The 22,465-nt window shown below is 60.8% G+C and carries 22 protein-coding genes; 11 read left to right on the forward strand and 11 right to left on the reverse strand.

The window, feature by feature from the left end:
- The first annotated feature begins 110 nt into the window (after nt 1-110).
- Entirely contained in the window at nt 111-551 is a 441-nt protein-coding gene (locus tag A6V37_RS36920) for a hypothetical protein (protein WP_064265166.1), read from the forward strand.
- 68 nt (nt 552-619) lie between these two features.
- On the opposite strand, the gene glnQ is transcribed toward A6V37_RS36920, so the two are convergent.
- From glnQ to glnH, 3 genes are all read right to left on the reverse strand, one after another.
- Complete coding sequence (gene glnQ, locus A6V37_RS36925; RefSeq protein WP_064265167.1) at nt 620-1,348, reverse strand: glutamine ABC transporter ATP-binding protein GlnQ; 729 nt, start codon at nt 1,346-1,348, stop codon at nt 620-622.
- Nucleotides 1,345-2,001, reverse strand: coding sequence for a glutamine ABC transporter permease GlnP (gene glnP / locus A6V37_RS36930; protein ID WP_064265168.1), 657 nt, complete (start codon nt 1,999-2,001; stop codon nt 1,345-1,347). The genes glnQ and glnP overlap by 4 nt, the downstream gene beginning before the upstream one ends.
- 65 nt (nt 2,002-2,066) lie before the next feature.
- Nucleotides 2,067-2,819, reverse strand: coding sequence for a glutamine ABC transporter substrate-binding protein GlnH (gene glnH / locus A6V37_RS36935; protein WP_064265169.1), 753 nt, complete (start codon nt 2,817-2,819; stop codon nt 2,067-2,069).
- Between the two features lie 690 nt (nt 2,820-3,509).
- Between glnH and A6V37_RS36940 the strand changes: the two genes are divergently transcribed.
- Nucleotides 3,510-4,670 (forward strand): porin, encoded by a 1,161-nt coding sequence (locus A6V37_RS36940; RefSeq protein ID WP_064265170.1) that lies wholly within the window; start codon nt 3,510-3,512, stop codon nt 4,668-4,670.
- A 121-nt stretch (nt 4,671-4,791) separates the two neighbouring features.
- Here A6V37_RS36940 and A6V37_RS36945 read toward each other — a convergent pair whose 3' ends face one another.
- Complete coding sequence (locus A6V37_RS36945; RefSeq protein WP_064265171.1) at nt 4,792-5,463, reverse strand: DsbA family oxidoreductase; 672 nt, start codon at nt 5,461-5,463, stop codon at nt 4,792-4,794.
- A gap of 292 nt (nt 5,464-5,755) precedes the next feature.
- Here A6V37_RS36945 and A6V37_RS36950 point away from each other — a divergent pair, with 292 nt between their 5' ends.
- Complete coding sequence (locus tag A6V37_RS36950; protein WP_064265172.1) at nt 5,756-6,049, forward strand: DUF1330 domain-containing protein; 294 nt, start codon at nt 5,756-5,758, stop codon at nt 6,047-6,049.
- A gap of 100 nt (nt 6,050-6,149) precedes the next feature.
- Here A6V37_RS36950 and A6V37_RS36955 read toward each other — a convergent pair whose 3' ends face one another.
- The 3 genes from A6V37_RS36955 to A6V37_RS36965 all read right to left on the reverse strand — a co-directional run bounded on the left by A6V37_RS36955 (nt 6,150) and on the right by A6V37_RS36965 (nt 9,267).
- Nucleotides 6,150-7,001: a carbohydrate ABC transporter permease gene (locus A6V37_RS36955; RefSeq protein ID WP_064265173.1), complete on the reverse strand. Its 852-nt coding sequence runs from the start codon at nt 6,999-7,001 to the stop codon at nt 6,150-6,152.
- Nucleotides 6,998-7,888 (reverse strand): carbohydrate ABC transporter permease, encoded by an 891-nt coding sequence (locus A6V37_RS36960; protein ID WP_064265174.1) that lies wholly within the window; start codon nt 7,886-7,888, stop codon nt 6,998-7,000. The genes A6V37_RS36955 and A6V37_RS36960 overlap by 4 nt, the downstream gene beginning before the upstream one ends.
- Before the next feature lie 146 nt (nt 7,889-8,034).
- Nucleotides 8,035-9,267 carry an ABC transporter substrate-binding protein gene (locus tag A6V37_RS36965; RefSeq protein WP_064265175.1) on the reverse strand — a complete coding sequence of 411 codons (1,233 nt, stop codon included), beginning with the start codon at nt 9,265-9,267 and terminating at the stop codon, nt 8,035-8,037.
- Between the two features lie 284 nt (nt 9,268-9,551).
- Between A6V37_RS36965 and A6V37_RS36970 the strand changes: the two genes are divergently transcribed.
- The 3 genes from A6V37_RS36970 (at nt 9,552) to A6V37_RS36980 (ending at nt 12,460) form a co-directional block, all read left to right on the forward strand.
- A complete protein-coding gene (locus tag A6V37_RS36970) occupies nt 9,552-10,325 on the forward strand; it encodes an SDR family oxidoreductase (RefSeq protein ID WP_064286890.1) in 774 nt (257 codons plus the stop codon).
- A gap of 86 nt (nt 10,326-10,411) precedes the next feature.
- Complete coding sequence (locus A6V37_RS36975; protein WP_064265177.1) at nt 10,412-11,494, forward strand: ABC transporter ATP-binding protein; 1,083 nt, start codon at nt 10,412-10,414, stop codon at nt 11,492-11,494.
- A gap of 102 nt (nt 11,495-11,596) precedes the next feature.
- Entirely contained in the window at nt 11,597-12,460 is an 864-nt protein-coding gene (locus tag A6V37_RS36980; RefSeq protein WP_064265178.1) for a MurR/RpiR family transcriptional regulator, read from the forward strand.
- Nucleotides 12,461-12,543: 83 nt separating this feature from the next.
- Here the strand turns inward: A6V37_RS36980 and A6V37_RS36985 are convergent, their stop codons facing one another.
- Nucleotides 12,544-13,308, reverse strand: coding sequence for a hypothetical protein (locus A6V37_RS36985; RefSeq protein WP_082902553.1), 765 nt, complete (start codon nt 13,306-13,308; stop codon nt 12,544-12,546).
- Between the two features lie 41 nt (nt 13,309-13,349).
- Nucleotides 13,350-14,153, reverse strand: coding sequence for a helix-turn-helix transcriptional regulator (locus tag A6V37_RS36990; RefSeq protein ID WP_064265179.1), 804 nt, complete (start codon nt 14,151-14,153; stop codon nt 13,350-13,352).
- A 151-nt stretch (nt 14,154-14,304) separates the two neighbouring features.
- Between A6V37_RS36990 and A6V37_RS36995 the strand changes: the two genes are divergently transcribed.
- From A6V37_RS36995 to A6V37_RS37005, 3 genes are all read left to right on the forward strand, one after another.
- The gene (locus tag A6V37_RS36995; protein WP_064265180.1) at nt 14,305-15,432 is read left to right on the forward strand and encodes a DmpA family aminopeptidase; all 1,128 of its coding nucleotides are present in this window, start codon (nt 14,305-14,307) and stop codon (nt 15,430-15,432) included.
- A 46-nt stretch (nt 15,433-15,478) separates the two neighbouring features.
- The gene (locus A6V37_RS37000; protein ID WP_064265181.1) at nt 15,479-16,588 is read left to right on the forward strand and encodes a polyamine ABC transporter substrate-binding protein; all 1,110 of its coding nucleotides are present in this window, start codon (nt 15,479-15,481) and stop codon (nt 16,586-16,588) included.
- 94 nt (nt 16,589-16,682) lie between these two features.
- Nucleotides 16,683-17,606: a hypothetical protein gene (locus A6V37_RS37005; RefSeq protein ID WP_064265182.1), complete on the forward strand. Its 924-nt coding sequence runs from the start codon at nt 16,683-16,685 to the stop codon at nt 17,604-17,606.
- A 60-nt stretch (nt 17,607-17,666) separates the two neighbouring features.
- Here the strand turns inward: A6V37_RS37005 and A6V37_RS37010 are convergent, their stop codons facing one another.
- Both A6V37_RS37010 and A6V37_RS37015 read right to left on the reverse strand, forming a co-directional pair.
- On the reverse strand, nt 17,667-18,581 hold the full coding sequence (locus tag A6V37_RS37010) for an IclR family transcriptional regulator (protein ID WP_064265183.1): 915 nt from the start codon (nt 18,579-18,581) through the stop codon (nt 17,667-17,669).
- Nucleotides 18,578-19,435 carry an IclR family transcriptional regulator gene (locus tag A6V37_RS37015; RefSeq protein WP_064265184.1) on the reverse strand — a complete coding sequence of 286 codons (858 nt, stop codon included), beginning with the start codon at nt 19,433-19,435 and terminating at the stop codon, nt 18,578-18,580. The genes A6V37_RS37010 and A6V37_RS37015 overlap by 4 nt, the downstream gene beginning before the upstream one ends.
- 278 nt (nt 19,436-19,713) lie before the next feature.
- Between A6V37_RS37015 and A6V37_RS37020 the strand changes: the two genes are divergently transcribed.
- Together A6V37_RS37020 and A6V37_RS37025 are read left to right on the forward strand one after the other, a co-directional pair.
- Nucleotides 19,714-20,673 (forward strand): MBL fold metallo-hydrolase, encoded by a 960-nt coding sequence (locus tag A6V37_RS37020; protein ID WP_064265185.1) that lies wholly within the window; start codon nt 19,714-19,716, stop codon nt 20,671-20,673.
- A 54-nt stretch (nt 20,674-20,727) separates the two neighbouring features.
- The gene (locus tag A6V37_RS37025) at nt 20,728-22,437 is read left to right on the forward strand and encodes an FAD-dependent oxidoreductase (RefSeq protein WP_064265186.1); all 1,710 of its coding nucleotides are present in this window, start codon (nt 20,728-20,730) and stop codon (nt 22,435-22,437) included.
- Nucleotides 22,438-22,465 lie beyond the last annotated feature (28 nt).

Genomic DNA, 22,465 nt, shown 5'->3' on the forward strand with positions numbered 1-22,465 from the left:
TATAAGACCATTTTTGTTACACGTCTTACCGATGTGGAGCCGGGGCGTTACAAATGCCTTTCATTTGCCGGATATACTCCGCGCTGTCTAAAAATTATGAATTGCCTTTTATGTCGAAGAAAATCCTCCAGATTGTTGCCGTTGCGGCGCTCACCGCCACGGCGTCGTTATCGGCAGTGGCGAGCGATATGAACAATGCCCTTGGCGGCGCGCTCGGTGGTGTCGCCGGCGCGGCCCTCGGTGGCGCCGTAGGCGGCAGCACGGGTGCCGTGATTGGCGGCGCGGTGGGCGGCGGTGCAGGTGGAGCGGTCACGTCGAACCGCAGGGAACGCACGGGCGCCATCATCGGCGGCGCGCTTGGCGGCGGTGCGGGCACGGCGGCCGGCAATGCTATGGGCGGGCGTGGCGGCGGTCTGGTCGGTGCTGCGGTGGGTGGCGGTCTCGGCTCGGCGCTCGGCGGCAACGTCTCGCGCTCCAACTCGTACGCGGACGACTATTCCCGCGGCTACCACTCGGGCAAGAAGCACCACAAACATCGCCACTACGACTGAACGGTGAGCGGGATGCAGCGCGGGTCGACGGGTAACCGTCGACCTCTGCAGAGGGCAGCGTGGTCCACTTAAGCCACGTGCTTCAGAAAGTCTCTTAGCCGCTGCGTGGGCGGATTGTCGATCAGCGCGGCAGGTTCGCCGTCTTCCGCAATTCCGCCCTGATCCATGAATAGCAGGCGCGTGCCTACCCGCTTCGCGAATCCGATCTCATGGGTCACGACGATCATCGTCATGCCTTCCATCGCCAGGTCTTGCATGACCTTTAGCACTTCATGACGTAGCTCGGGATCCAGCGCCGAGGTCGGCTCGTCGAACAGCATCAGCTTCGGCTTGATCGCTAACGCTCGCGCAATGGCCACACGCTGCTGCTGTCCTCCGGACAGTTCGGAAGGGTAGTGATTCGCTCGCGATTCCAGACCGACCTTGTCGAGTAACGCCATGGCTTGGTCACGGGCCTCCGCGCGCGATGCGCCGCGCACCTGAATCGGCCCAAACATCACGTTCTCGAGCGCGGTCATCTGCGGAAACAGATTGAACTGCTGGAACACCATGCCGGCTTCGAGGCGAATCGCGCGGATGTCGGACGCATGGCCTTTGACGCTCAAGCCGTCCACCAGCAACTCGCCGCCGCTGATTTTCTCGAGCGCGTTGATGCATCGAAGCATGGTCGATTTGCCCGAACCCGAGGGACCGACCACTACCACTACCTCAGCATTCTCAATACGAAGATCGATGTTCCTGAGCACGGGCACGTGGCCGAAGCTCTTCGACACGTTCTTGAATTCCACCATGCTCATAGTATGCGCATCCTTTTTTCAACGACGCGGAGCGACAGCGTCATCGCGCCGGTCAGCACGAGATAGATCACCGCGACGGCCGACCAGATTTCAACCGCGCGAAAATTTCCCGCGATGATTTCCTGACCCTTGCGCGTCAGTTCCCCGACGCCGATGACGATAAACAGCGACGTGTCCTTCAAACTGACAATGCACTGATTGCCCAATGGCGGAATCAGCCGGCGGAATGCGAGCGGACCGACGATTTTCAGCAGCACGCGCGGCATCGACAGCCCCATGGCGAGGCCAGCCTCCATCAAACCCTTTGGAATGGACAGCAAGGCGCCGCGCACGACTTCGGCGAGATACGCGCCGGAATTCACGGTAATGGCGATAATCGCGGCGCTGAGCCCGTCGATCCTGAGGTGTGCAAGCAGGGGCAGGGCGAAGTAGAGAAACATCACCTGCACCACAATCGGTGTGCCGCGAATGAGTTCAATGTAGACCTGCGCGGCGATGTTCAGCGCGAGCGGCCCATAAGCGCGGAACATGCCGGCGACGACACCGACCACGAAGCCGCCCACCAGCCCGACGAACGCAATGAACACCGTCAATTTCACGCCGGTTATCAAGTCTGGAAGCGCAGTCCAGATCACTGACCAATCGAATTCCACAAACCGCTCCTGGTTGATTCGCCTTTCGCGCAGCGAATCCTCGCTGCGCGTTCAACTTGCGACGCTTACGACTTGGGCGGCTCGGAGCCGAACCACTTCTTGTACAGCGTCGCGTAGCGGCCATCGGCCTTCATTTTGGCGAGCGACGCGTTGACCGTGGCGACCAGCGGGCTGCCCTTCGGGAAGCCAATGCCGTATTTGTCGCCGTTGACTGGCGCGCCGGCGACCTTCACCTGGCCTTTGCCGACCGTGTTGACAAAATAGAGCACGTTCGGCGTGTCGTGCATGGCGGCATCGACACGGCCTGCCTCCAGCGCGAGATAGGCCTGGTCGATGTTCGGGAACTGGCGGATTTCCTTGGGCTTCAGATGAGCCTTGATCCAGTCGATGGTGGCCGTGCCGGTTTTGGCGGCAATGACTTTGCCATTCAGGTCATCGATTGACTTGATGGTGGTGTTGCCGCTTTGCACCATCGCAGCCAGTCCGCTGTCGTAATACGGGTCGGAGAAGTCGATCGCCTTCTTGCGCTCTTCCTTGATGGTCATACCCGACAGCGCGACGTCGATGTTCTGCGTTTGCAGGGCCGGAATCAGGCCGCTGAAGTCCATCGGCTGGATTTTGTATTTCCAGCCCTGGTCTTTCGCAATCTCTGCCCAGAGATCGAGGTCGAAACCGACGTACTTATCGCCCTGCTTGAATTCGAAAGGCATGAACGATGTATCGGTGCCGACGATGAGTTCCTTGTTCTCGGCGTGAACGAGGCCTGTGCCGAACAGGGCGGCAGCAGCGATAGACAGCAGGAAGGCGCGACGTCCCATGATTTCTCTCCGCATTGATTGGCAATACCCCGGGCCGGGTCAACAACATGCGATGTGCGATCCAGGATGACTGCAACATATGTTGTCAATGCGGATACTACGACAACAATAATTTTGGTGAAAGCAATTTCTGTTAATGAAAACCCTGGACTGACAACGTTTGTTGTTTCGCGATGAAGAGGCGGCAGAAACGGTGGGGCGGGGCCGCTCCAGCCGCTCCAGCCGCTCGCGAACGGACGTTCGATATTGACTGGCTTGAGGGATACAACCTGCGTTCGGGCAGAGGGGGAGACAAACGGGACTTCGCGGCGTCATCTTAAAGTCTGATTCACTGAATCACACTTCCCCGCGCGTGCCGGAACACGCTAAGCTTCGCCCCCGCGTTGTTCTTTCGACACCACGCATTTATTTTTTTGACACTGAATTTATTTTCATCGTCCTATGATTGGCGTGCGCGATTTCTAATCGTACTGGTTAGTCCGCGTGCACTCATATCAATTTGAAAGCCCTGCAATCTATCAGCGCGCACCATCGCAGTGCCATTGGCATGGCGTAGCGCGCAATGAACAACAAACAGCAACTTATGCTTCTCGCAGATAGCGCAACTATGATTGCGGACGTATTGCGTGCGCGTTCATGGCGCTGGTGGATCGAGCAAATGAATTCCTCAATCACACGGAGCCAACAAGTATGAAAAAGTCTTTACTCACAGCCGCGCTCTTCGGCGCCGTTTCAATGTCCGCGCATGCGCAAAGCAGCGTGACGCTCTACGGCCTGATCGATGCGGGTCTCGTTTATACGAACAATCAATTCGGACACAGCAACTGGCAGGAAGTGAGCAGCTCAACGCAGAACACGGTTTTCGGATTGAAAGGCTCGGAAGATCTGGGCGGCGGCTTGCATGCAATCTTCAAGCTCGAACAAGGTTTCCTGCTGAATAACGGAGCGCAGGCGTTCTCCGGTGATGGATTCGGTTCCCAGGCATGGGTCGGCCTGCAAAGCGATCCTTACGGCACCTTGACGTTCGGCCGCCAGTTCGACGTGATGAACGACCTGGTTGGACCGCTCACGGCGGAGTCCAACACGTGGGGCGGCAATATGGCCGCGCATCCGTTCGAGAACGACAACCTGGCGGCGAATTCCGTTGTTATCAACAATTCGGTCAAGTACGCGAGTCCGACGTACCACGGCGTGACGTTCGAAACGATGTATTCGTTCAGCAACAAGGCCGGCAACTTCGCGAACAACCGTTCATACGGCTTCGGCCTTTCCTATGCGCAGGGTCCGGTGAACCTTGCCGCCGGCTACCTGCAACTGAATGGCGCGGGCAACGGCGGCGGCGCCGTCACCTCGGGCGATACGAGCGCGAACTTCCTGGCGCAGCGCCAGCGCATCTGGTCGCTGGGTGGCAACTACACCTATGGACCGGCCACCGTCGGGCTGGTCTGGAGCCATACGCAGATCGACAACGCGTCGGGCGTGTTCTCGTTCGGCACGGGCACCTACCTCGGCTCGGACGATGCGTCGGCCGGTACGCTGGCCGGCTCGTTGCGGCTCGACAACTACGAAGTGAACGCGAAGTACGCGCTCACGCCGGCGTTGAGCGTGTCGGGCGCGTACACGTACACGCATGGCGCCTACAACGGCTCGTCGCCGGGTTGGAATACGGGCATGCTGCAGACCGACTACGCGATCAGCAAGCGCACGGACTTCTATCTTGAAGGCGTGTATCAGAACGTGCATGGCGCGCCGGCGGATTCGGTGCTCTCGCATGCCATGATCAACACGCTGTCGCCGTCGTCCAGCAACACGCAAGTGGCGGTCACGGTGGGAATGCGCCACGCGTTCTGATCGATCTCGCGTTGAGCATTGAGTGAAACCGTATGCCTGGTTTGCGCCAGGCATACGAGTCCGCGCGGGTAATGTCATCCGTGGTTATCCACGGTTATCCGCGCGGCGCCACGTCAACGGCTTATCGTTGCGTATCCGTTGATTCCCCGTTCTTCTCTTCGGCCAGAATCTGTTCGATGACTTCCACGAACGTTTCCACGGGCTGTCCACCGCTCACCAGATAGCGGCGATTGAAGATGATGGCGGGCACCGACTGAATACCCATTGCCGCGTTGTTCTGCTCTGCCGCGCGCACGTCGTCGGCATAGATGCCGCTTTGCAGTACTTCGCGCGCCTCTGCGGCGTCGAGTCCCACGGACTGCGCTGCTTCTATCAGGACGTCGTGGTTGCTCGGATCCTTGCCCTCGGAGTGATAGGCGCGCAGCAGCGCCAGTTTGAGCGGCAATTGCTGGCCCTTGGTGCCCGCCCAATGGAGCAGGCGGTGCGCGTCGAACGTGTTGTAGACGTGCGTGCGCGGGCCGAAGTCAAAACCGACGCTCGCGCCGCGTTCGTGGATCGCGGCATGCGTTTCCGCGATCTGCTCGGGCGTGCGTCCGTATTTCTTGCCGAGATACTCGACGATCGTCTGGCCGCCGGGGCCCATTTGCGGATTCAACTCGAACGGATGCACGGTTATCTGGGCGTCGACCGTTTCGCCAAGCTGCGCTAGCGCACGTTGGAGCGAGGATAGGCCGATCGCGCACCACGGGCAGGCGATATCGGAGACAAAGTCGATGGTTAGCGGTTGGGTCATTGTGTTCCTGAGAGATGGAGCGCTGTGGCGCTGCTGCCATGGCGGCGCGGCGATAGCTGTCGACAGCGTAACCGGAATTGCCGATATTTGCAGGACGATGCGATACCACGCTGTACGACGATGCAGCACGATCAAGCGCGATCATTCGCCGTGCTACGCTGCTTATATTCCATGCCGGAGTCTGGGTCTTCCATCCACCGGATAACAGGAATATCCGAACAATGGCATAGTCACGTTCTGCCAGCCATGCAGGACGGCGACTGCTTTTTCACCGTAGAACAAGGAGCTTCAAATGAGCAAGGGTTATTGGGTGACGTCATATCGCGCGACGAAAGACCCAGCCAAACTGGCCGCGTACGCGCAGCTCGCGCTGCCCGCGGTGACGGCTGCCGGCGGCAAGTTCATCGTGCGGGGCGTGGCTGAAGAGGCGCGTGAGCAGGGCTTGAACGAGCGTACGGTCGTGATCGAGTTTCCGACCTACGAAGCGGCGGTTGCCGCTTATAGCAGCGATCTCTACAAGAAGGCGCTCGAAGCGTTGGGCGATGGTGTGGAGCGCGATCTGCGGATCGTGCGCGGCGCGGAATAACGCCTGCGGAGAAACGTCACGCGGCCGGGCAAGGTCCGCGTGACGTCAGTGTTTCGGCGAGAGCCGATATCAGGTCGGGGCAGGCTTGGCCCTTAAGACGTTACTTGACTGCCCCCAACGCCAGCCCCTTCACCAGGTACCGCTGCAGCCACGCAAACACGACCGACACCGGCAACGTGGCGCAGAGCGTCGCGGCCATCACCAGATGCCATTGGACGACGTATTTTCCCGCTACCATATCGGTCACCTGCACGGTTAGCGTCTTGTTCTCCGGCGAGCGGATCAGCGTGTAGACGACCGCGAACTCGTTCCACGCATTGATGAACGTGAAGATCGCGGTCACCACAATCGCGGGCACCGCGAGCGGCAAGAACACTTTGAAAACGGCTTTGGTTCGCCCGCATCCTTCCAGCCACGCGGACTCTTCCAGATCTCGCGGCACCGTCTGAAAGTAGGACGACAGCATCCACACGGCAAACGCGATATTGAAAGCCGCGTAGGAAACGATCACGCCGATTTTCGAATCCACCAGATTGCCATCGCCATAAGGAATCATCGCGGCGAGCCGGAACAGGCCGACCACGAGCAGGATAGGCGACAGCATCTGTGTGACGAGCAGAAACTGCCGATAGAGCCCGCGTCCACGAAACGGAAATCTCGCCAGCGCGTAAGCGGCCGGCAAGCTCACGGCCAGCGCGAGCGCGGTCGACAGCAAGCTGATCACCGTGCTATTGCGTAACGCCACGCCGAAATTGGCGGCTTCCCACATGTCGGAGAAATTGCTCCATTGCCAATGCACCGGCAGCCAGCGCGCCGGATAGACAAAGATCTCCGAAGCCGGCTTCAACGCGGTGAACAGCATGACGGCAAACGGAAACAGCACCACCACAATGAGCGGCGACAGCGCGAGCCAGCACCACAGCGAGCGCTTCATCTTCGTGCTGAGACTCATGACGGCTCCCCTTCTTTTGCGGGCTGCAAGCGCAGATAGGCGATCGAGAACACGAACAGCATTACGAGCATGATCAGCGACACCGCCGCGGCTTCGCCGGGACGTCCGAGCCGGAAACCGAGTTCATAGAGATACGTGACGAGAATGTGCGTGCTGTTGTCGGGGCCGCCTTGCGTCATCACCCAGATGATGGGGAACGAGTTGAAGACGTAGATCACGTTCAACAGAATCGCCATATTGATGAAGGGGCGCAGCAGCGGCATGGTGAGCTGGCGAAATTGCTGCCACGCACTTGCGCCGTCGATCCGCGCAGCCTCATAAATATCGCCCGGCACCGACGACAATCCGCCCAGCAGAATCGTCACCGTAAACGGAATCGACACCAGAATGCCAACCGCGATTTCAACCGGAAACGCGAGTTCCGGCGTGGCGAGCCAATGGATCGGCCCGCTGATCAAGCCCAGTTTCTGCAGCGTGACGTTGACCATGCCGTAGTCGTCGTTGAAGGACCAACGCCACACCACGGCGGTCATGGTCAGCGAGACGGACCACGGCAGCATCACAATTGTGCGGGCTATGCCGCGGCCGTGGAAGTCCTGATTCAGCACCAGGGCGACGGGCACCGAGGTCAGCACCGTGCCTCCCACCACGCACACGGTCCAAACGATGGTGCGCTTGGCGGCCGCAAGAAAATAAGGGTCGCTGAAGATCGTATAGAAGTTCTGCAGACCGGTGAAATCGCGAATCGCGCCGAAGCGCGAGACCTCGTGCAGCGACTGCCACACGATGTTAAAAATCGGATAGCTGATGATGAACAACGCCAGTACCAGACTCGGCGCAATCAGCAACCAGGGCGCTTGCAGGCGCGGAGAAGCGGAACGGCTCATGCGTGCTCGATCGTAAGACGCGCCTGCGTGGATAGGCGGGCGCGGCGGAATGGGCCGGATGGTGCAGGACAGCCGGAACGCGCGCTACCCTGGCAAGGGCGGTGCGCGTTCCGGGTTCAGCCAGTTACTGCGGGACTACCTTGCGATCAATGCCCCAGCGACTTGTTCGCTTGCGCAGCCGCCGCGTTCAACGCATCAGCCGGCTTTGCCTTGCCCAGGTAGATCGACTGCATTGCGTCGGTCACGGCCTTCGCGGTGTCTTCCCAGCCGGTCACGGTCGGCGCGAAGCGGGCCGTCGGCAGCAGCGCGACGAACGCTTTGGTGTCCGGATCGTTGAACGCCGGGTCGGTCGATTCAGCCTTGGTGGTCGGCAGGAAGCCTTCCGTTGTCGTGAACTCGACGCGCGGCTCCTTCGTGAACAGATAGTCAAGGAACTTCCACGCCGACTTCTTCACCTTCGAGTTCTTGAACATCACGATCGAATCGGTGACGGCGTAGGTGGCGTGCGTCGTGCCCATCGGGATCGGATCGATGCCGTACTTCAGGTTCGGCGCTTCCTTCTTGATCTGCTTCGCGAGGAACGGCGCGGAGATCATCATCGCGACACGGCCCTGCTTGAAGAGGTTCTGCACGTCTTCGCGGCTGTAGCCAGTCACGCCGGGTTGCGTCAGGCCGTCGTCGATCATCGTCTTGTACAGCGTGGCCGCCTTGATGCCGGCCGGCGAAGCGAAAGCGGCCTTGCCGTCCTTGCCGACCACGTCGCCGCCGTTGGTCCACAACGCGTAGTAATAGTAGACGTCCGTTTCGATTTCCTTGCCTTGCAGGCCGAAGCCGGCAATGCCTTGCGCCTTCAGTTTCTTCGACGCATCGATCACGTCGTTCCAGGTTTTCGGACCGTCGGGATAGCCGACCTTCGCGAGCAGATCCTTGTTGTAGTAGAGCGCGCGCGCGGAGGCGGCGATCGGCAGGCCATACACCTTGCCGTTGATTTCGCCCGGTGCGAGGAACGGACCGATGAAGCGGCCCTTGAAGCTCGAATCCATATAGCCGTCGAGCGGCTCGGCCACGTCGTCCTTTACGAAGTCGAGCAGCCAGCGCGTGCCGACGATCGCGAGGTCGGCGTTGGCGCCGCCGGAGATATCCGTCTGGAGTTTCTGTTGCAGCGTGTCCCAGTTCACGTCTTCGATCTTGATGGTCGTGCCGGGATTGGCCTTCTCGAAGTTGCGAGCCATTTTTTCGAAGTACGGCGCGGTCGCATCGCTGTAGTGCGCGACCGTGACGCGGACCGTGTCGGCGTGAGCCGCGACGGCGATACCTGCAAACGCGAGCGCGAAGGCAACTTTGCCGAGCGCGAGGGAAGCACGGGCATGCAACGACATCTCTCTCTCCTAATGGTCTGCTGCCGTCGCCGGCCGCTTTGGGTTAAATTGTTTGTAAAAATCCTACATGACGAAAAATAGCTTGTCACGTAGGGTCTGCGATATTTTTTCTTGGCTGGTTTTGTGCCTAAGATGCTGTAAAGGAAGGAATATTTTGCATCGCGAGAAAGTGTGAATACCCAAATTTTGGGATGGCATAGAACCGCGCGATGTCGGATTTGTAGGAAATTTACATGCCGGGCCAATGCCGGCGCGGGTGGCGAGGTCGAGGAGCGAGGGCGGACATGAATCGTGTGGTGTTGGTAACGGGCGCTTGCGGCGGGATCGGCAGCGTGTTGTGCAAGCGCTTCGTGGAGCAGGGCGATACGGTGCTGGCGCTCGACATCGACGCTGCCGCGCTGCTGGCCTTGACCGCGCACCTCGGCGCGGCGCGCGTCACGCCGGTTGCGGTCGATCTCGGCGACGCCGCCGCGGTGCAGCAAGCGGTGGCCGCCGCGGTCAAGACGCGCGGTCCGGTGGACGTGCTGGTCGCGAACGCGGGTGCCGCGCAAGGACTGACGCTCGCCACCACGGATGCCGCGAGCTGGCAGCGCGATATTCATCTGAACCTGAACGGCACGTATCACACGGTGGAAGCGGTGCGCGCGTCGATGATCGAACGGCAGCAGGGCGTGCTGGTGCTGATCGGCTCGGTGAACGGCATGGCCGCGCTCGGTCATCCGGCGTACAGCGCGGCGAAGGCGGGGCTGATCAGTTACACGAAGGCGCTGGCGCTTGAACTCGGCCGCCATGGCATACGCGCCAACATTGTCTGCCCGGGCACGGTGAAGACGCAGGCGTGGCAGGCCCGAGTTGACAAGAATCCGCAGGTGTTCGAGGAACTGAAAAAGTGGTACCCGTTGGGTGACTTCGCGACGCCCGACGATATCGCCGATGCAGTGCAGTTTCTGGCGTCGCCGATGGCGCGGGTGATTACCGGTGTCGCCTTGCCGGTCGACGGTGGGCTGATGGCTGGCAACCGTTTGATGGCGCAGGAACTGACGCTCGAATCGTTCTGAACCACCGGAAGCTACAAGCAAGCAACGAGCAAGCTACAAGCAAGCAGCGCGAGATCGAGTCAACGAAGCACGACGATGAGGACAGCATGGCAGCAGTGCAACTGAGCGGCATCTTCAAACGCTATGGCGACACGCAAGTGGTGCACGGCATCGACCTCGACATCGACGACGGCGAATTCGTCGTGCTGGTCGGGCCGTCGGGCTGCGGCAAGAGCACGCTGATGCGCATGGTGGCGGGGCTCGAAGAGATCAGCGGCGGCGATCTGATGATCGGCGGCACGCGTGCGAACAGCCTCGCACCGCAGCAGCGCAATATTTCGATGGTGTTCCAGAGTTACGCGCTCTATCCGCATCTGTCCGTCTACGAAAACATTGCATTTGGGCCGCGGATTCGCAAGGAGCCGTCCGCGAAGTTCAAGCCGCGGATCGAAGCGGCCGCGAAGATGCTGAATCTCAGCGGCTATTTGGATCGCTTGCCGCGCGCGCTGTCCGGCGGCCAGCGCCAACGCGTGGCGATGGGCCGCGCGGTGGTGCGCGAGCCTTCGCTATTCCTGTTCGACGAACCGCTGTCCAATCTCGACGCCAAACTGCGCGTGCAGATGCGCACGGAAATCAAGGCACTGCATCAGCGGCTGAAGAACACGGTGATCTACGTCACGCACGATCAGATCGAAGCGATGACCATGGCCGACCGCATCGTCGTGATGAACGCGGGGCGCATCGAGCAGATCGGCCGTCCGCTGGAGCTGTACGATCGTCCCGCGAATCTGTTCGTGGCGAGCTTTCTCGGTTCGCCATCGATGAATTTTGCCGAGGGCGCGATCGCGAACCGCTCGCAAGGGCAGGGGCTTGCGTTGAATCTCACGGACGGCGGCGAGATCGTGCTCGAGGGAGCGCCTGCGTCGGCCGTGGTTGGCGCGAAGGTCACGCTCGGCGTGCGGCCGGAGCACATCGAGATCACGAGCGCGACGCCGGACGCCACGATGGAAGTCGAAGTGACCGAGCCGACTGGCGCGGAGACCCATTTGTACGGGAAAATAGGCGGCAGCACGTGGTGCGTGACGACTCGCCAGCGCTCGAAAGTCGAGCCTGGCCAGCGCGTCGCGCTGCGCCTGCCGGCCGAACATATTCATCTGTTCGACACGGAGAGCGGGCGCAGGCTGGTTTGAACCGCGTGTTGCTGCTCGAGACCGATTCAAGGACGGCTCGAGCTGAAGCTGCGACGCGGATTCGTTTAACCCGTGAGAGTAGGCGCTTTTAAGGAACACCGGGTGTCCGCACCAAACTTGATTCCCCACATCCGCAGTGCACTGGCCAATTTGCGGCCCGCCGAGCGCAAGGTCGCCGACATGGTGCTGAGCGACGTCGACTTCGCGATGCGCGCGAGCATCACCGAACTCGCGCAGCGCGCGGACGTGTCCGAGCCCTCCGTCACGCGATTTTGCCGCGCTATCGGCGCGCATGGCCTGCGCGACTTCAAGATGCAACTGGCGCAGAGCGTGGCGGGCGGCGTGCCGTATGCATCGACGGCGGTGGCGCGCGACGACGACGTGCAGACGCTGATGGACAAGGTGGGCGAAGCGGCCATCGACGGCATTACCCATGCGCGTGGCGCGCTGGATCCGGCGGTGGTCGAGAGTGCGATTGCCGCGTTATCGAGCGCGCGGCGGGTGTTTTTCTTCGGCGTCGGTTCGGGATCGGGGCTGGTCGCGCAGGACGCGGCACTGCGGTTCCTGCGGCTCGATATTGCATCGACCGCTTTTACGGATGGTCATCTGCAGCGTCTTTACGCGGGCCTGATGGAACCGGGCGACGTGGCTTTCGCGATTTCGCATTCCGGCCGCAGCGTCGAGGTGAACGAAAGCATGCAGATCGCCAAGGAGCGCGGCGCGACCACGATCGCGCTTACCAATGTCGGTTCGCGCCTGGCATGGCTGGTCGATATTCCGCTGCTGCTGCGCGTGGCGAGTCCTGTGGATCCGAATACGCCGGGCGTGTCGCGGCTCGTGCATCTGTGCATCATGGATGCGCTCGCGATTGGGGTCGCGCTCAAGGCCGGGCCTAAGACGCTTGAGAAGATGCGGCATGCGAAGGCGAGGCTGGCGTCGCATGAACCGGAGGCGGCGGGGGATTGATTGGCTGTTGGCGGGATTTACGCCTGGCTGGTTAAGGCCTCCAGGTACTTCTGAATAAGCGTTCGTTGCCAGCGCTGTGGGTCTCAAGACCCCGCGTTAATCACTTCGGCACCACTGCTGCCGAAAAATGCCAGTCCGTTGCCGAGCATCGCCTGACCTCGTATGACCGGCATGTCATGCGGCGCGGCATCAGCCGCTTTCTTGAGCCACGCGGCGTTGAAGATCTTGCTCCACTGAGCGTTTAACTCAGTCGGTGTCTTGATCTGTACGTGTCGCGTGGGTGAGAAATTGACCCTCAGCGGAAAGCTCACATATCGTGCCGCGGCGGCGCGGTCGCCGGTTAGCACGGCTTTGTAGAAACCTTGTGCCTGGGCTTCGAAGGCGGTGTCGCTTTTGTCGGTCACGTCCTGGTAGCGGCGTGTGTCGGGCGGGGCCGCGGGGCCCGGACCGCCACCGCCGGCGAGCGCTACCGGATAGGTTTTGCTGTCGGGGCCGGTCCAGCTTCCCGACAAGCCGATGCTGTTTTCGAAGGCAAGCGGAGCATTGCCGTTGCTGCCGTTTCCTTCGAAATGCAGGGTGAAAGTGCCGCCGCCGGGTTCTTTCAGGGTTAGGCTGCGGCCGGCTGTGCCGGTGAGCGGGATGTCGGTCAAATGCTTGTTGTAGAAGTAGTGGCTGTCGGGGATAAGCTGACCGTCCTTCACGATCAATGTCATGCCGATTCGCTGGGAGCCAAGGGTGCCTTCGTAGACGGCAGTGACGACTTCGTTATTGCTTTGCGCTAATGCGGAGGTCGCCAGAGCGATGCAGATGGCGCCGGTGGTGGTCAAATGCTGGAAGAAGCGTTTCATGCGTTTCCCTTCCGGATTCCGCGCTGGCTCGGGCAATCGCGTCAATGTGCCTCCGACTCTTCGTCGAGAATCAGCAGGAACAACGTTGATTGGGATGAGATATCCAGTTTCTTGTAGAGATTGCGCCGATGAACCTTGGCAGTTGCAGGCGAGACGCCGAGTAGCCGCGCGATATTCTTGGTGGAATGACCGGCGAGGATCATCAGCGCAATTTCAATTTCGCGGTTCGTGAGGGCCGCGGTGGATTTCTTACGCAGCGCTTGTTCGAACTGAACACGACGGTCGCCCCCTGAGGCGGAAGCAACGCTCGGCGACGCAACAGCTGTCTGCGAGGAAACCGCGTGGCACATCAACGGAATGATCCACGCTCCATAAAGACACAGCGTGCCGATCTCGGACGCACTGAAGCGCCGCTTACCGCCCAGCGATAGTGACAGCGTTCCCCCGGTTGATAGAGGTGCCAGGAACTGCACTTCATCTTCCAGCACGTTAATCGAAAAATAGCGGCGAAAGTATTCGGTTTCTCGGAAGTGATCGGGCGCCACTTCGTCGAGACAATACACGCCGGAGCGAATGGCACTCAGACTGAATTGATAGAAAGGGTCCAGAAGATAAACGCTGTTCAAATACCCTCTGAACAATTCTTCCCCCGAGGCAGGCGCCTGGATTTCCGCAATCAACTGCGGTTTCCTGTCAGGCCAGAAGATCACCGCCACCCAGTTGTCGAACTGGACCACGCCGCGTAGCAAATCCGTCAGCGCATGCCAGAACTGCTTGTCGTCGAGTTTTTCGATCAGACGTCCAAGCCGGTTATGAAATGCCACGTCCGAGACTTCAAACTGCATGCCGACTTCTCCCAACTACCCCTAAAAGGGTAGGCCGCACAATTGTTCTAGCCCTTCGGCCTGATTTTCACCCACAGCCTTGCACCCTAGTATCGCAGTACCCCAACGCATACACGCCGACTAATTCGCTCGGCAATACAGGAGGAAAGGCATGGGCATCAGAGACCTCGGTGTTCGAATCGGTTACGGCACCCCGGGCCCGTTCAACAGCATTACCGACGTGCAAGGCGTCAGAGTCGGTCATCGTACCCTGGTCGAAAATCGGGGAGAAGTTTCGATTCGAACGGGCGTGACCATCATCGAGCCGCGCCCCGGCGTCGCGAGGTTCGAACCATGTTTTGCCGGGACTCACGTGCTTAACGGCAACGGTGACGCAACTGGCCTCGAATGGATCCGCGAGTCCGGTTTGCTCACGACGCCGATTGCCTATACGAACACGCACAGTGTCGGCGTGGTCCGTGATGCGCTCGTCGCCGCGGAGCGTTCTTCGGTTGGCGATAGCCAGTACTGGTGCATGCCCGTGGTGCTGGAGACTTTCGACGGGGTACTAAACGACATCTGGGGCCAGCATGTCACGGCGGCGCACGTCCACGAGGCAATGGCACAGGCCACGAGCGGGCCGGTCCCTGAAGGATCGGTCGGCGGAGGCACCGGCATGATTTGCCATGAATTCAAAGGCGGCATCGGAACGGCATCGCGCAAGCTGACGCCAGACGAGGGCGGCTGGACGGTCGGCGCGTTGGTTCAGGCCAACTACGGCCGCCGCGAAGCGCTTCGCGTAGCCGGCTACCCTGTCGGCGATGTGCTGCGCGACGTGCCGTCGCCGTTTTCCCGACGGCTGGCAGGCGTCCCGGGAATGGGATCGATCGTGGTGACGCTCGCCACTGACGCGCCACTGCTGCCACACCAGTGCGATCAGGTAGCGCGGCGCGCGAGCATCGGACTCGCACGCGTGGGCGGCGGTACCGAATATGCCAGCGGCGACATCTTCGTCGCTTTCTCGGTAGGCAACCGCGGCATCCCGCCGGCGGATTACAGCCTGGCGCGAGAGCCCATCATGCACGTGCGCAGCATAGCCCAGGATTTCATTTCGTCAATCTTCGTCGCTGCGGCGGAAGCGGTTGAAGAAGCGATTCTCAACGCACTGGTAGCGGCCGACGATACCGAGGGACAAGGTGTTCATGTCCACGCGCTGGGCGCGGACCGCTTGCTGGATGCTCTCGCGGAAGTGGGGTGGCGTCCGGGCCGGAGGCCATTGACGCATTACTCCACGAACTAACGATTACGTCTTCTGTGAAACGCTTCATCCTGATCGAAGGGCCACTATGACTATCCGTCATCGCATCTCCGTCATCACCGGTACGCTTGTCGCTTTGGGCGTCATGACGTTGGGCGCCAACCATGCCGAAGCCGAAGACCTGAATGTCTACAACTGGTCGGACAATATCGCCGACGACACCGTGTCGGGATTCGAAAAGCAAACCAGTATTCACACACGCTACGACGTCTACGACGGCGACGACACCTTGCAGGCCAAATTGCTGAGTGGCTCGTCGGGTTACGACGTGGTAGTGCCTTCGTCCGCCTATGCCGCCAAGCAAATTGAAGCGGGTGTTTATCGAAAGCTCGACAAGAGCAAGATTCCCAACCTGGCCAACTTGGACCCGTTGCTCATGAAAATGCTCGCCTCAGCCGACCCGGGCAATCAATACATGGTGCCATGGTCATGGGGAACGGATGGCATTGGGTACAACGCGACCAAAGTCACCCAGATTCTGGGCAAGGACGCACCTTATGACAGCTGGGACCTGCTATTTAACCCGCAGTATGTATCCAGGCTGAAATCCTGTGGAGTCTCGGTGCTCGACTCGCCAGAGGATGCGTTCTCAGTCGGGTTGGTCTACTTGCATAAGGATCCTAATAGCAGGAACCCGGCGGATTATCAGGCGGTTTACCAGTTGTTCAAGACGATTCGACCGTACATCACCCAGTTCAATTCTTCCGGCTACATCAATGACCTGGCCAATAACGATGTTTGCATCGCGCTGGCGTGGTCGGGTGATGTTGGCATCGCGAAACGGCGTGCTGAGGAAGCGCACCGCTCCTACGAAATTCGCTATGTCATTCCGAATGGCGACGGGGTACTGTGGTTCGATCTGATGGGTGTGCCGAAAGATGCACCTCACCCTGAAGCCGCCATGCTATGGATCAACTACATCCTTCAGCCAAAGGTTAGCGCGGCAATCACCAATCAGGTTTTCTATCCGAACGCCAACGCCGCTGCTCTTAACTATGTGAAGGCGGACATTCTCAAGAACAACGCGGTCTACCCTGACCCTGACAGGATGAAATCGCTCACGCTGTCACAACCCTTGCCGACAGATATCATGCGCCTTGAAAACCGGTTGTGGACCCAGCTGAAGTCGGGGCGCTGACGGGGATGTTTTGCGGGAACGCTGCAGAGTCGCGAGGCAATTGTTCGATAGAATGGCTCGTCGAAGTTCCCGCGCACTTGCCATGACGAGTCCTATGACCACGACATTCGGCGTCGATCTTCCGCAACCGGCACTGCTCTACACGCCAACGCAAGGTGTACCGATCCGCGTCATCGAGGCGCCTACGGACTACATCACGCCGTCGATTCAGATCGCCACAACGATCTTTGCAGCGGCAGTCAGTGTCCTGGTGATCGTGCTTCAGTTGCGGCGGCAACATCGTGAGGCGATTGAGCAGCACAAGCGAAGCGTCAAAGCTGATCTTCAGCTTGAGGCGTATCGTGAGTTCCAGAGCGCCATCCGGCCGTACAGCGATGCGAGTGTGCCAACGGCCACGATGGCTTCCATCCGAACGGCTTTTGCCATAGCTGTTGATCGCACCCAGGCCGGGCTGGACCAGGCCCCTGTCATCTACAGGGCGCCTGCTTTCATGGGAGAACTGAACCGCTATGCCGAGGCGGCCGTTCGACTCATCTTCTTTATCGAGCGATACGACGCGCTGCTGGTGGGCTTCGATATCTTCAAGATAGCGATCAATTCCGCAATACACGATATTCATCACACAAACCTTCTGTTCCAGTCGATGCTTATCCGTTGGTTGCCTATCGAGAATCCAGAAGTCGCGCGAAACCCTGCCGCCGCTCCGTTCATTTATCGACCGGACATCACGGCCAATACGCTTATCGAATTTGATGCGCTTGCGGAACCGCTTCAAGTCGCATTGGGACGCCTTCAATGCTGGATCGGCGATCTCGCCGTTGAAGTTCAGAATCATCTGCTCGGCGAGTATGCGGATCAACCCGTGGAGCGCCGCAACGCGCCCAATCAATCCTACTTCACCGTCACTGCCGCGCCGGACGAACGCCAACGGCTAGATGGGCTGTTTAGCGCCATGCCATTCATGCAACAGGCGATTGCCGCCGGGAACCACGCGAGACAAGCTAACCAGCGCGGATAGCCCACAGTTCACCGGCCGTGCAGTGTCGCGGCCTTCGGCGTGCGCGGCTTCGACTGGAAATCAGTCGTGAACCAGTTTGTTATCAGGTTTTGCGAACGATTCACCCACCACCATCCACCCAAACCTCCGCGACAACCTCTCCGTCGCGGCGCGCAAAGTTTGCGCCGGCGCGCCTGCCAATTCGCTATCGAAATTCCCGCTAGTGCCCATGATCGCCAGCACGAGGCAGATGTTGCCCGTATGGTCGAACACCGGCGCAGCCAACGTATCGATGCCCGGAACGGGTCGGCTAAGGGCCGTATCGACACCATCGGCTCGAATTTGCGCAAGGCGCTGCTCATAGGCTTTCGTCAGCGGCGGCGACCCGGACACAGCATCCGCGCAGCCAACGGCCTTTCCCGCGAACACTTCAGCCATGTCCGCCCCCGCGAGCCGTAGATGATCCTGCGCCAGCAACCCAGCGCGCACATCATCCGCGACATACGCAGCAAACACCCGCCCAATTGCTGTATTCACCAGCGACATCACCGTGCCGACCCGCAGGCTCACGTGCAGCGGCCGCGCGGATTCCTCCAGGCGCACCACGGTGGGCCCGAGCGGACCGAGCACGGCCATCGCGACGCTCATCCCCGTCGACCCCGCCAGCTCCACCACCTCGGGTTCCGCCTCACGCGTCGGCGACAAGCGCTGCAAGCCAATCAGCCCCAACTCCAGCGCAAGGGGCCCAGCTTCAAAACAGCCCGCCGCATCACGATTAAGCAAGCCGATTTTCTGCAAGCTCACCAGATGCGGAAACGCCTTTGCCGGCGGCATGCCGGCCGAGGCCGCGAGATCGCGGAGGTTCAGCGGCCGCGCCGCCGCCACGAGCGCGGCCAGCAGTTCGCCCGTGCTATCGAGCGACTGGATGCCGCGCTGCGGTTTCAGATCGGCAGAAGCAGCAGAAGCGCCGTGAGAAGTATCGGGAGAGTCGGTCACGATGCTGTAGAAGCCAATAGAGAAGGTGCAGCCGCCAGTTCAGCGCCAATATCGTGCGCCGTCGCCAGCAGCGCACGCGCGATCGAACCATCAACAGCGACATCGATCGCGCCGGTCGAGCCAATCACCGTCAACGCGAGGGTCAAACGCCCGTCGCTATCCAACACCGGCGCGCACAAACTGCTGATGCCCGGGCTCGGCACATCCACACTGCATTCCAACCCACGCGCGCGAATCGCATCCAACGTAGCATCAAACTCCGCGCTTGCCTCGGGCGCAGTCATAACGCGACTCGACCCACCCGACTGATTCGCCCACATCCCGTCCACCACATCACGCGGCAGAAAAGCGCAACACACGCGTCCCGTCGACGTGCCCGGCAGCGACATCACCGTCCCCACATGCAAATTGACATGCAACGGAAAGCCCGCATGCTCATACCGAACGATAGTTGGCCCTTGCGCCCCGGCAATACAGATCGCCACGCTAAAGCCGATCGCCTCGGCCAGCGCGGCCACACGCGGCACGGCGGCGCGAAACGCCGGCTGATTCTCCAGATGCAGCAGCCCGAGCCGCAGCGACAGCGGACCCGGTTCATAGCGCCCCGTCAGCTCGTCGCGCTTGATCAAGCCGAGCCGGCTCAGGCTCACCAGATACGCGTGCGCCTGCCCCGGCGCGATCTGCGCGGCGGTGGCGAGGTCTGACAACGCGAGCGGCGCGCGCGCCTGGGCGAGCGCCAGCAGGACGCGGCCGCCCACTTCGACGCTCTGGATGCCGCGCTGCGTCTTGCCGCCCTCCGCCGTCTCGCGGCCGCCCGCGCCTTTGCCCGTGGCCGATTTCGCTGTTTTGCTCACACCCGCGCTCGTCCGTAAAAAGGGTCCATGTTAACCGAAGGCCGTCGCGCCGACCCGCCTGACCATGCCTTCATCTTAGTCGTTCTGAAATTTGCGTATAGCGATACATTTCGTCATTGACAAATAAGCGGCCGCCGTCCTAATATTGATTCACCCCGACACACCGTCGCAGTCACAGAGTCAAAGCGGGGCGAGACAGTCCTCCAAACCCGTCAGCCAGCGCGGCATCCGCGCGGTCGGCCGTCTCGCCTCACGTCCAACTTTTGAGGGAGACAAGCATGGCAAAGGCATTCGCATCCCAGGCCGACCTGGAAGTCAAAAAAGTCACATGGACGCAACTGTCCGAGAACGCCTACGCATACACCGCCGAGGGCGATCCGAACTCGGGCGTGATCATCGGCGACGACGGCGTGCTGATCGTCGACACGACCGCCACGCCGGCCATGGCGCAAGACCTCATCGCAAAGATTCGCAGCGTCACGGACAAGCCGATCAAATACGTCGTGCTGTCGCACTACCACGCGGTGCGCGTGCTTGGCGCATCGGCCTATTTCAAGGAAGGCGCGCAGGAGGTGATCGCGAGCCGCGGCACGTACGAAATGATCGTCGAGCGTGGCGAACAGGACATGAAGTCGGAAATCGAGCGCTTCCCCCGCCTGTTCGCGGGTGTCGAAACGGTGCCGGGCCTGACATGGCCGACGCTCGTGTTCGAAAAGGAAATGACGCTGTTCCTCGGCAAGCTCGAAGTGCGTATCGCTCATCTGGGCGCGGGTCACACGAAGGGCGACACGGTGGTATGGCTGCCGTCGCAGAAGGTGCTGTTCTCGGGCGACCTGGTCGAGTACGACGCGGCTTGCTATTGCGGCGACGCGCAGCTCGAACAATGGCCGGCCACGCTCGAAGCGTTGCGCGCGCTGAAGGCCGACAAGCTCGTACCGGGCCGCGGCCCCGCGCTGACCACGCCGGAAGAGGTCGACCAGGGTCTGGACTACACGAAGGACTTTGTCACCACGCTGCTTCAGCAGGGCCGTGAGGCCGTCGAACAGAAGCTCGATCTGAAGGCTGCCATGGCGCACACGCGCAAGGCGATGGACCCGAAGTTCGGCCACGTTTTCATCTACGAGCACTGTCTGCCGTTCGACGTGTCGCGCGCGTTCGACGAAGCGAGCGGCATCACGCATCCGCGCATCTGGACCGCGCAGCGCGACAAGGAAATGTGGGACGCGCTGCAAGCCTGAGATTAACCGGCGCACAGCACAAAGAAGCAGAGCGGAGAAGGACGGAGACACAAGATGAGCATCAACTACCAGACGCTGGCGTTCGACTATCAGCCGTGTCGTGAGCAGAGCGGGCAGGGCGGCATGGACCAGACGGCGTATCCGGTGATCGTGGTCGGTGCGGGGCCGGTGGGCCTCGCTACCGCGATCGATATCGCGCAGCAGGGCGTGCCGGTCGTGCTGGTGGACGACGATTGTTCGTTGTCCACAGGGTCGCGGGCAATCTGCTTCTCGAAGCGCTCGCTGGATATCTTCGACCGGCTGGGATGCGGTCAGCGCATGGTGGACAAGGGCATCAGCTGGAACGTCGGCAAGGTGTTCCTGAAAGACGAACTGGTGTACACGTTCAATCTGCAACCGGAAGCGGGCCACCATCGGCCTGCGTTCATCAACTTGCAGCAGTACTACGTGGAAGGCTTTCTGCTCGAACGTGCGCAGGAAATGCCGAATCTCGAGATCCGCTGGAAAAGCAAAGTGGTCGGCGTGCAGCAAAGCGGCACACCCGGCACGGATGACGCCAGCGTCACGCTGACGGTCGACACGCCCAATGGCCAGTACGCGTTGCGCGGCCGTTATGTGGTCGCCGCCGACGGTTCGCGCAGCCCGATGCGCAACCTGATGGGACTCGACAGCAAAGGTGTGACGTTCAAAGACCGTTTCCTGATCGCCGACGTCAAGATGGAAGCGGAATTTCCGACGGAGCGCTGGTTCTGGTTCGATCCGCCGTTCCATCCGAATCAATCCGTGCTGTTGCATCGGCAGCCGGATAACGTGTGGCGGATCGATTTCCAGTTGGGCTGGGACGCCGATCCGGTGTTGGAGAAAACGCCGGAGCGCGTGATCCCGCGCGTGCGCGCGCTGCTCGGCAAGGACGCGAAGTTCGAACTGGAATGGGTCAGCGTCTATACGTTTTCATGTTTGCGCATGGAACGCTTCCGGCACGGCAACGTGCTGTTCGCCGGAGACTCCGCGCATGGCGTGTCGCCGTTCGGCGCGCGTGGTGCGAATAGCGGGCTGCAGGACGCGGAAAACCTCGCATGGAAACTGGCGATGGTGCTCGGCGGCAACGCGTCCGATGCGTTGCTCGACAGCTATGCCAGCGAGCGCGAGTTCGCCGCCGACGAAAACATCCGCAACTCCACGCGCTCCACGGATTTCATTACGCCGAAAAGCCCCGTGAGCCGCGTGTTCCGCGACGCGGTGCTGAAGCTCGCGCGTCATCATCCGTTTGCGCGGCAACTGACGAATAGTGGGCGGCTCTCGGTGCCGGCGGTGTTGCGTGATTCCCCGCTGAATACGGCGGATAGCGATAGCTTTGAAGGGTTGATGGTGCCGGGCACGTCATGTGTCGATGCACCGGTGCAACTGGCGGGACAGCCGGCATGGCTGCTGCCGCAGCTCGGTCAGCAATTCACTGGCGTGTTGTTCTGCGGTGAACAAGGTGTCGACCAGGCTGCGCAGGCCGCGCTGGATTCGCTGCGCGCGGGTCCGATTCGGTTGAAGCTTGTTGTGGTGACGCGTGGCGATGAGTCAGCCGTTACGTCGGCGGGCGCTAAAGTGGTCCGCGATGCGGAAGGTCTTGCAAGTGCACGCTATGACGCAAAACCAGGCACGTTCTATCTGATTCGTCCGGACCAGCATGTTTGCGCGCGCTGGCGCCAACTCGATGCGGGCGCGGTGGAGCAGGCGTTGAAACGAGCACTGTGCGTGGAAGGCACCGCCTGACCGAACGCGCCGCAGACGCGGCACGCGC

Origin of the sequence: Paraburkholderia ginsengiterrae, from assembly GCF_001645125.1 — a bacterium.
Taxonomy (GTDB): domain Bacteria; phylum Pseudomonadota; class Gammaproteobacteria; order Burkholderiales; family Burkholderiaceae; genus Paraburkholderia; species Paraburkholderia ginsengiterrae.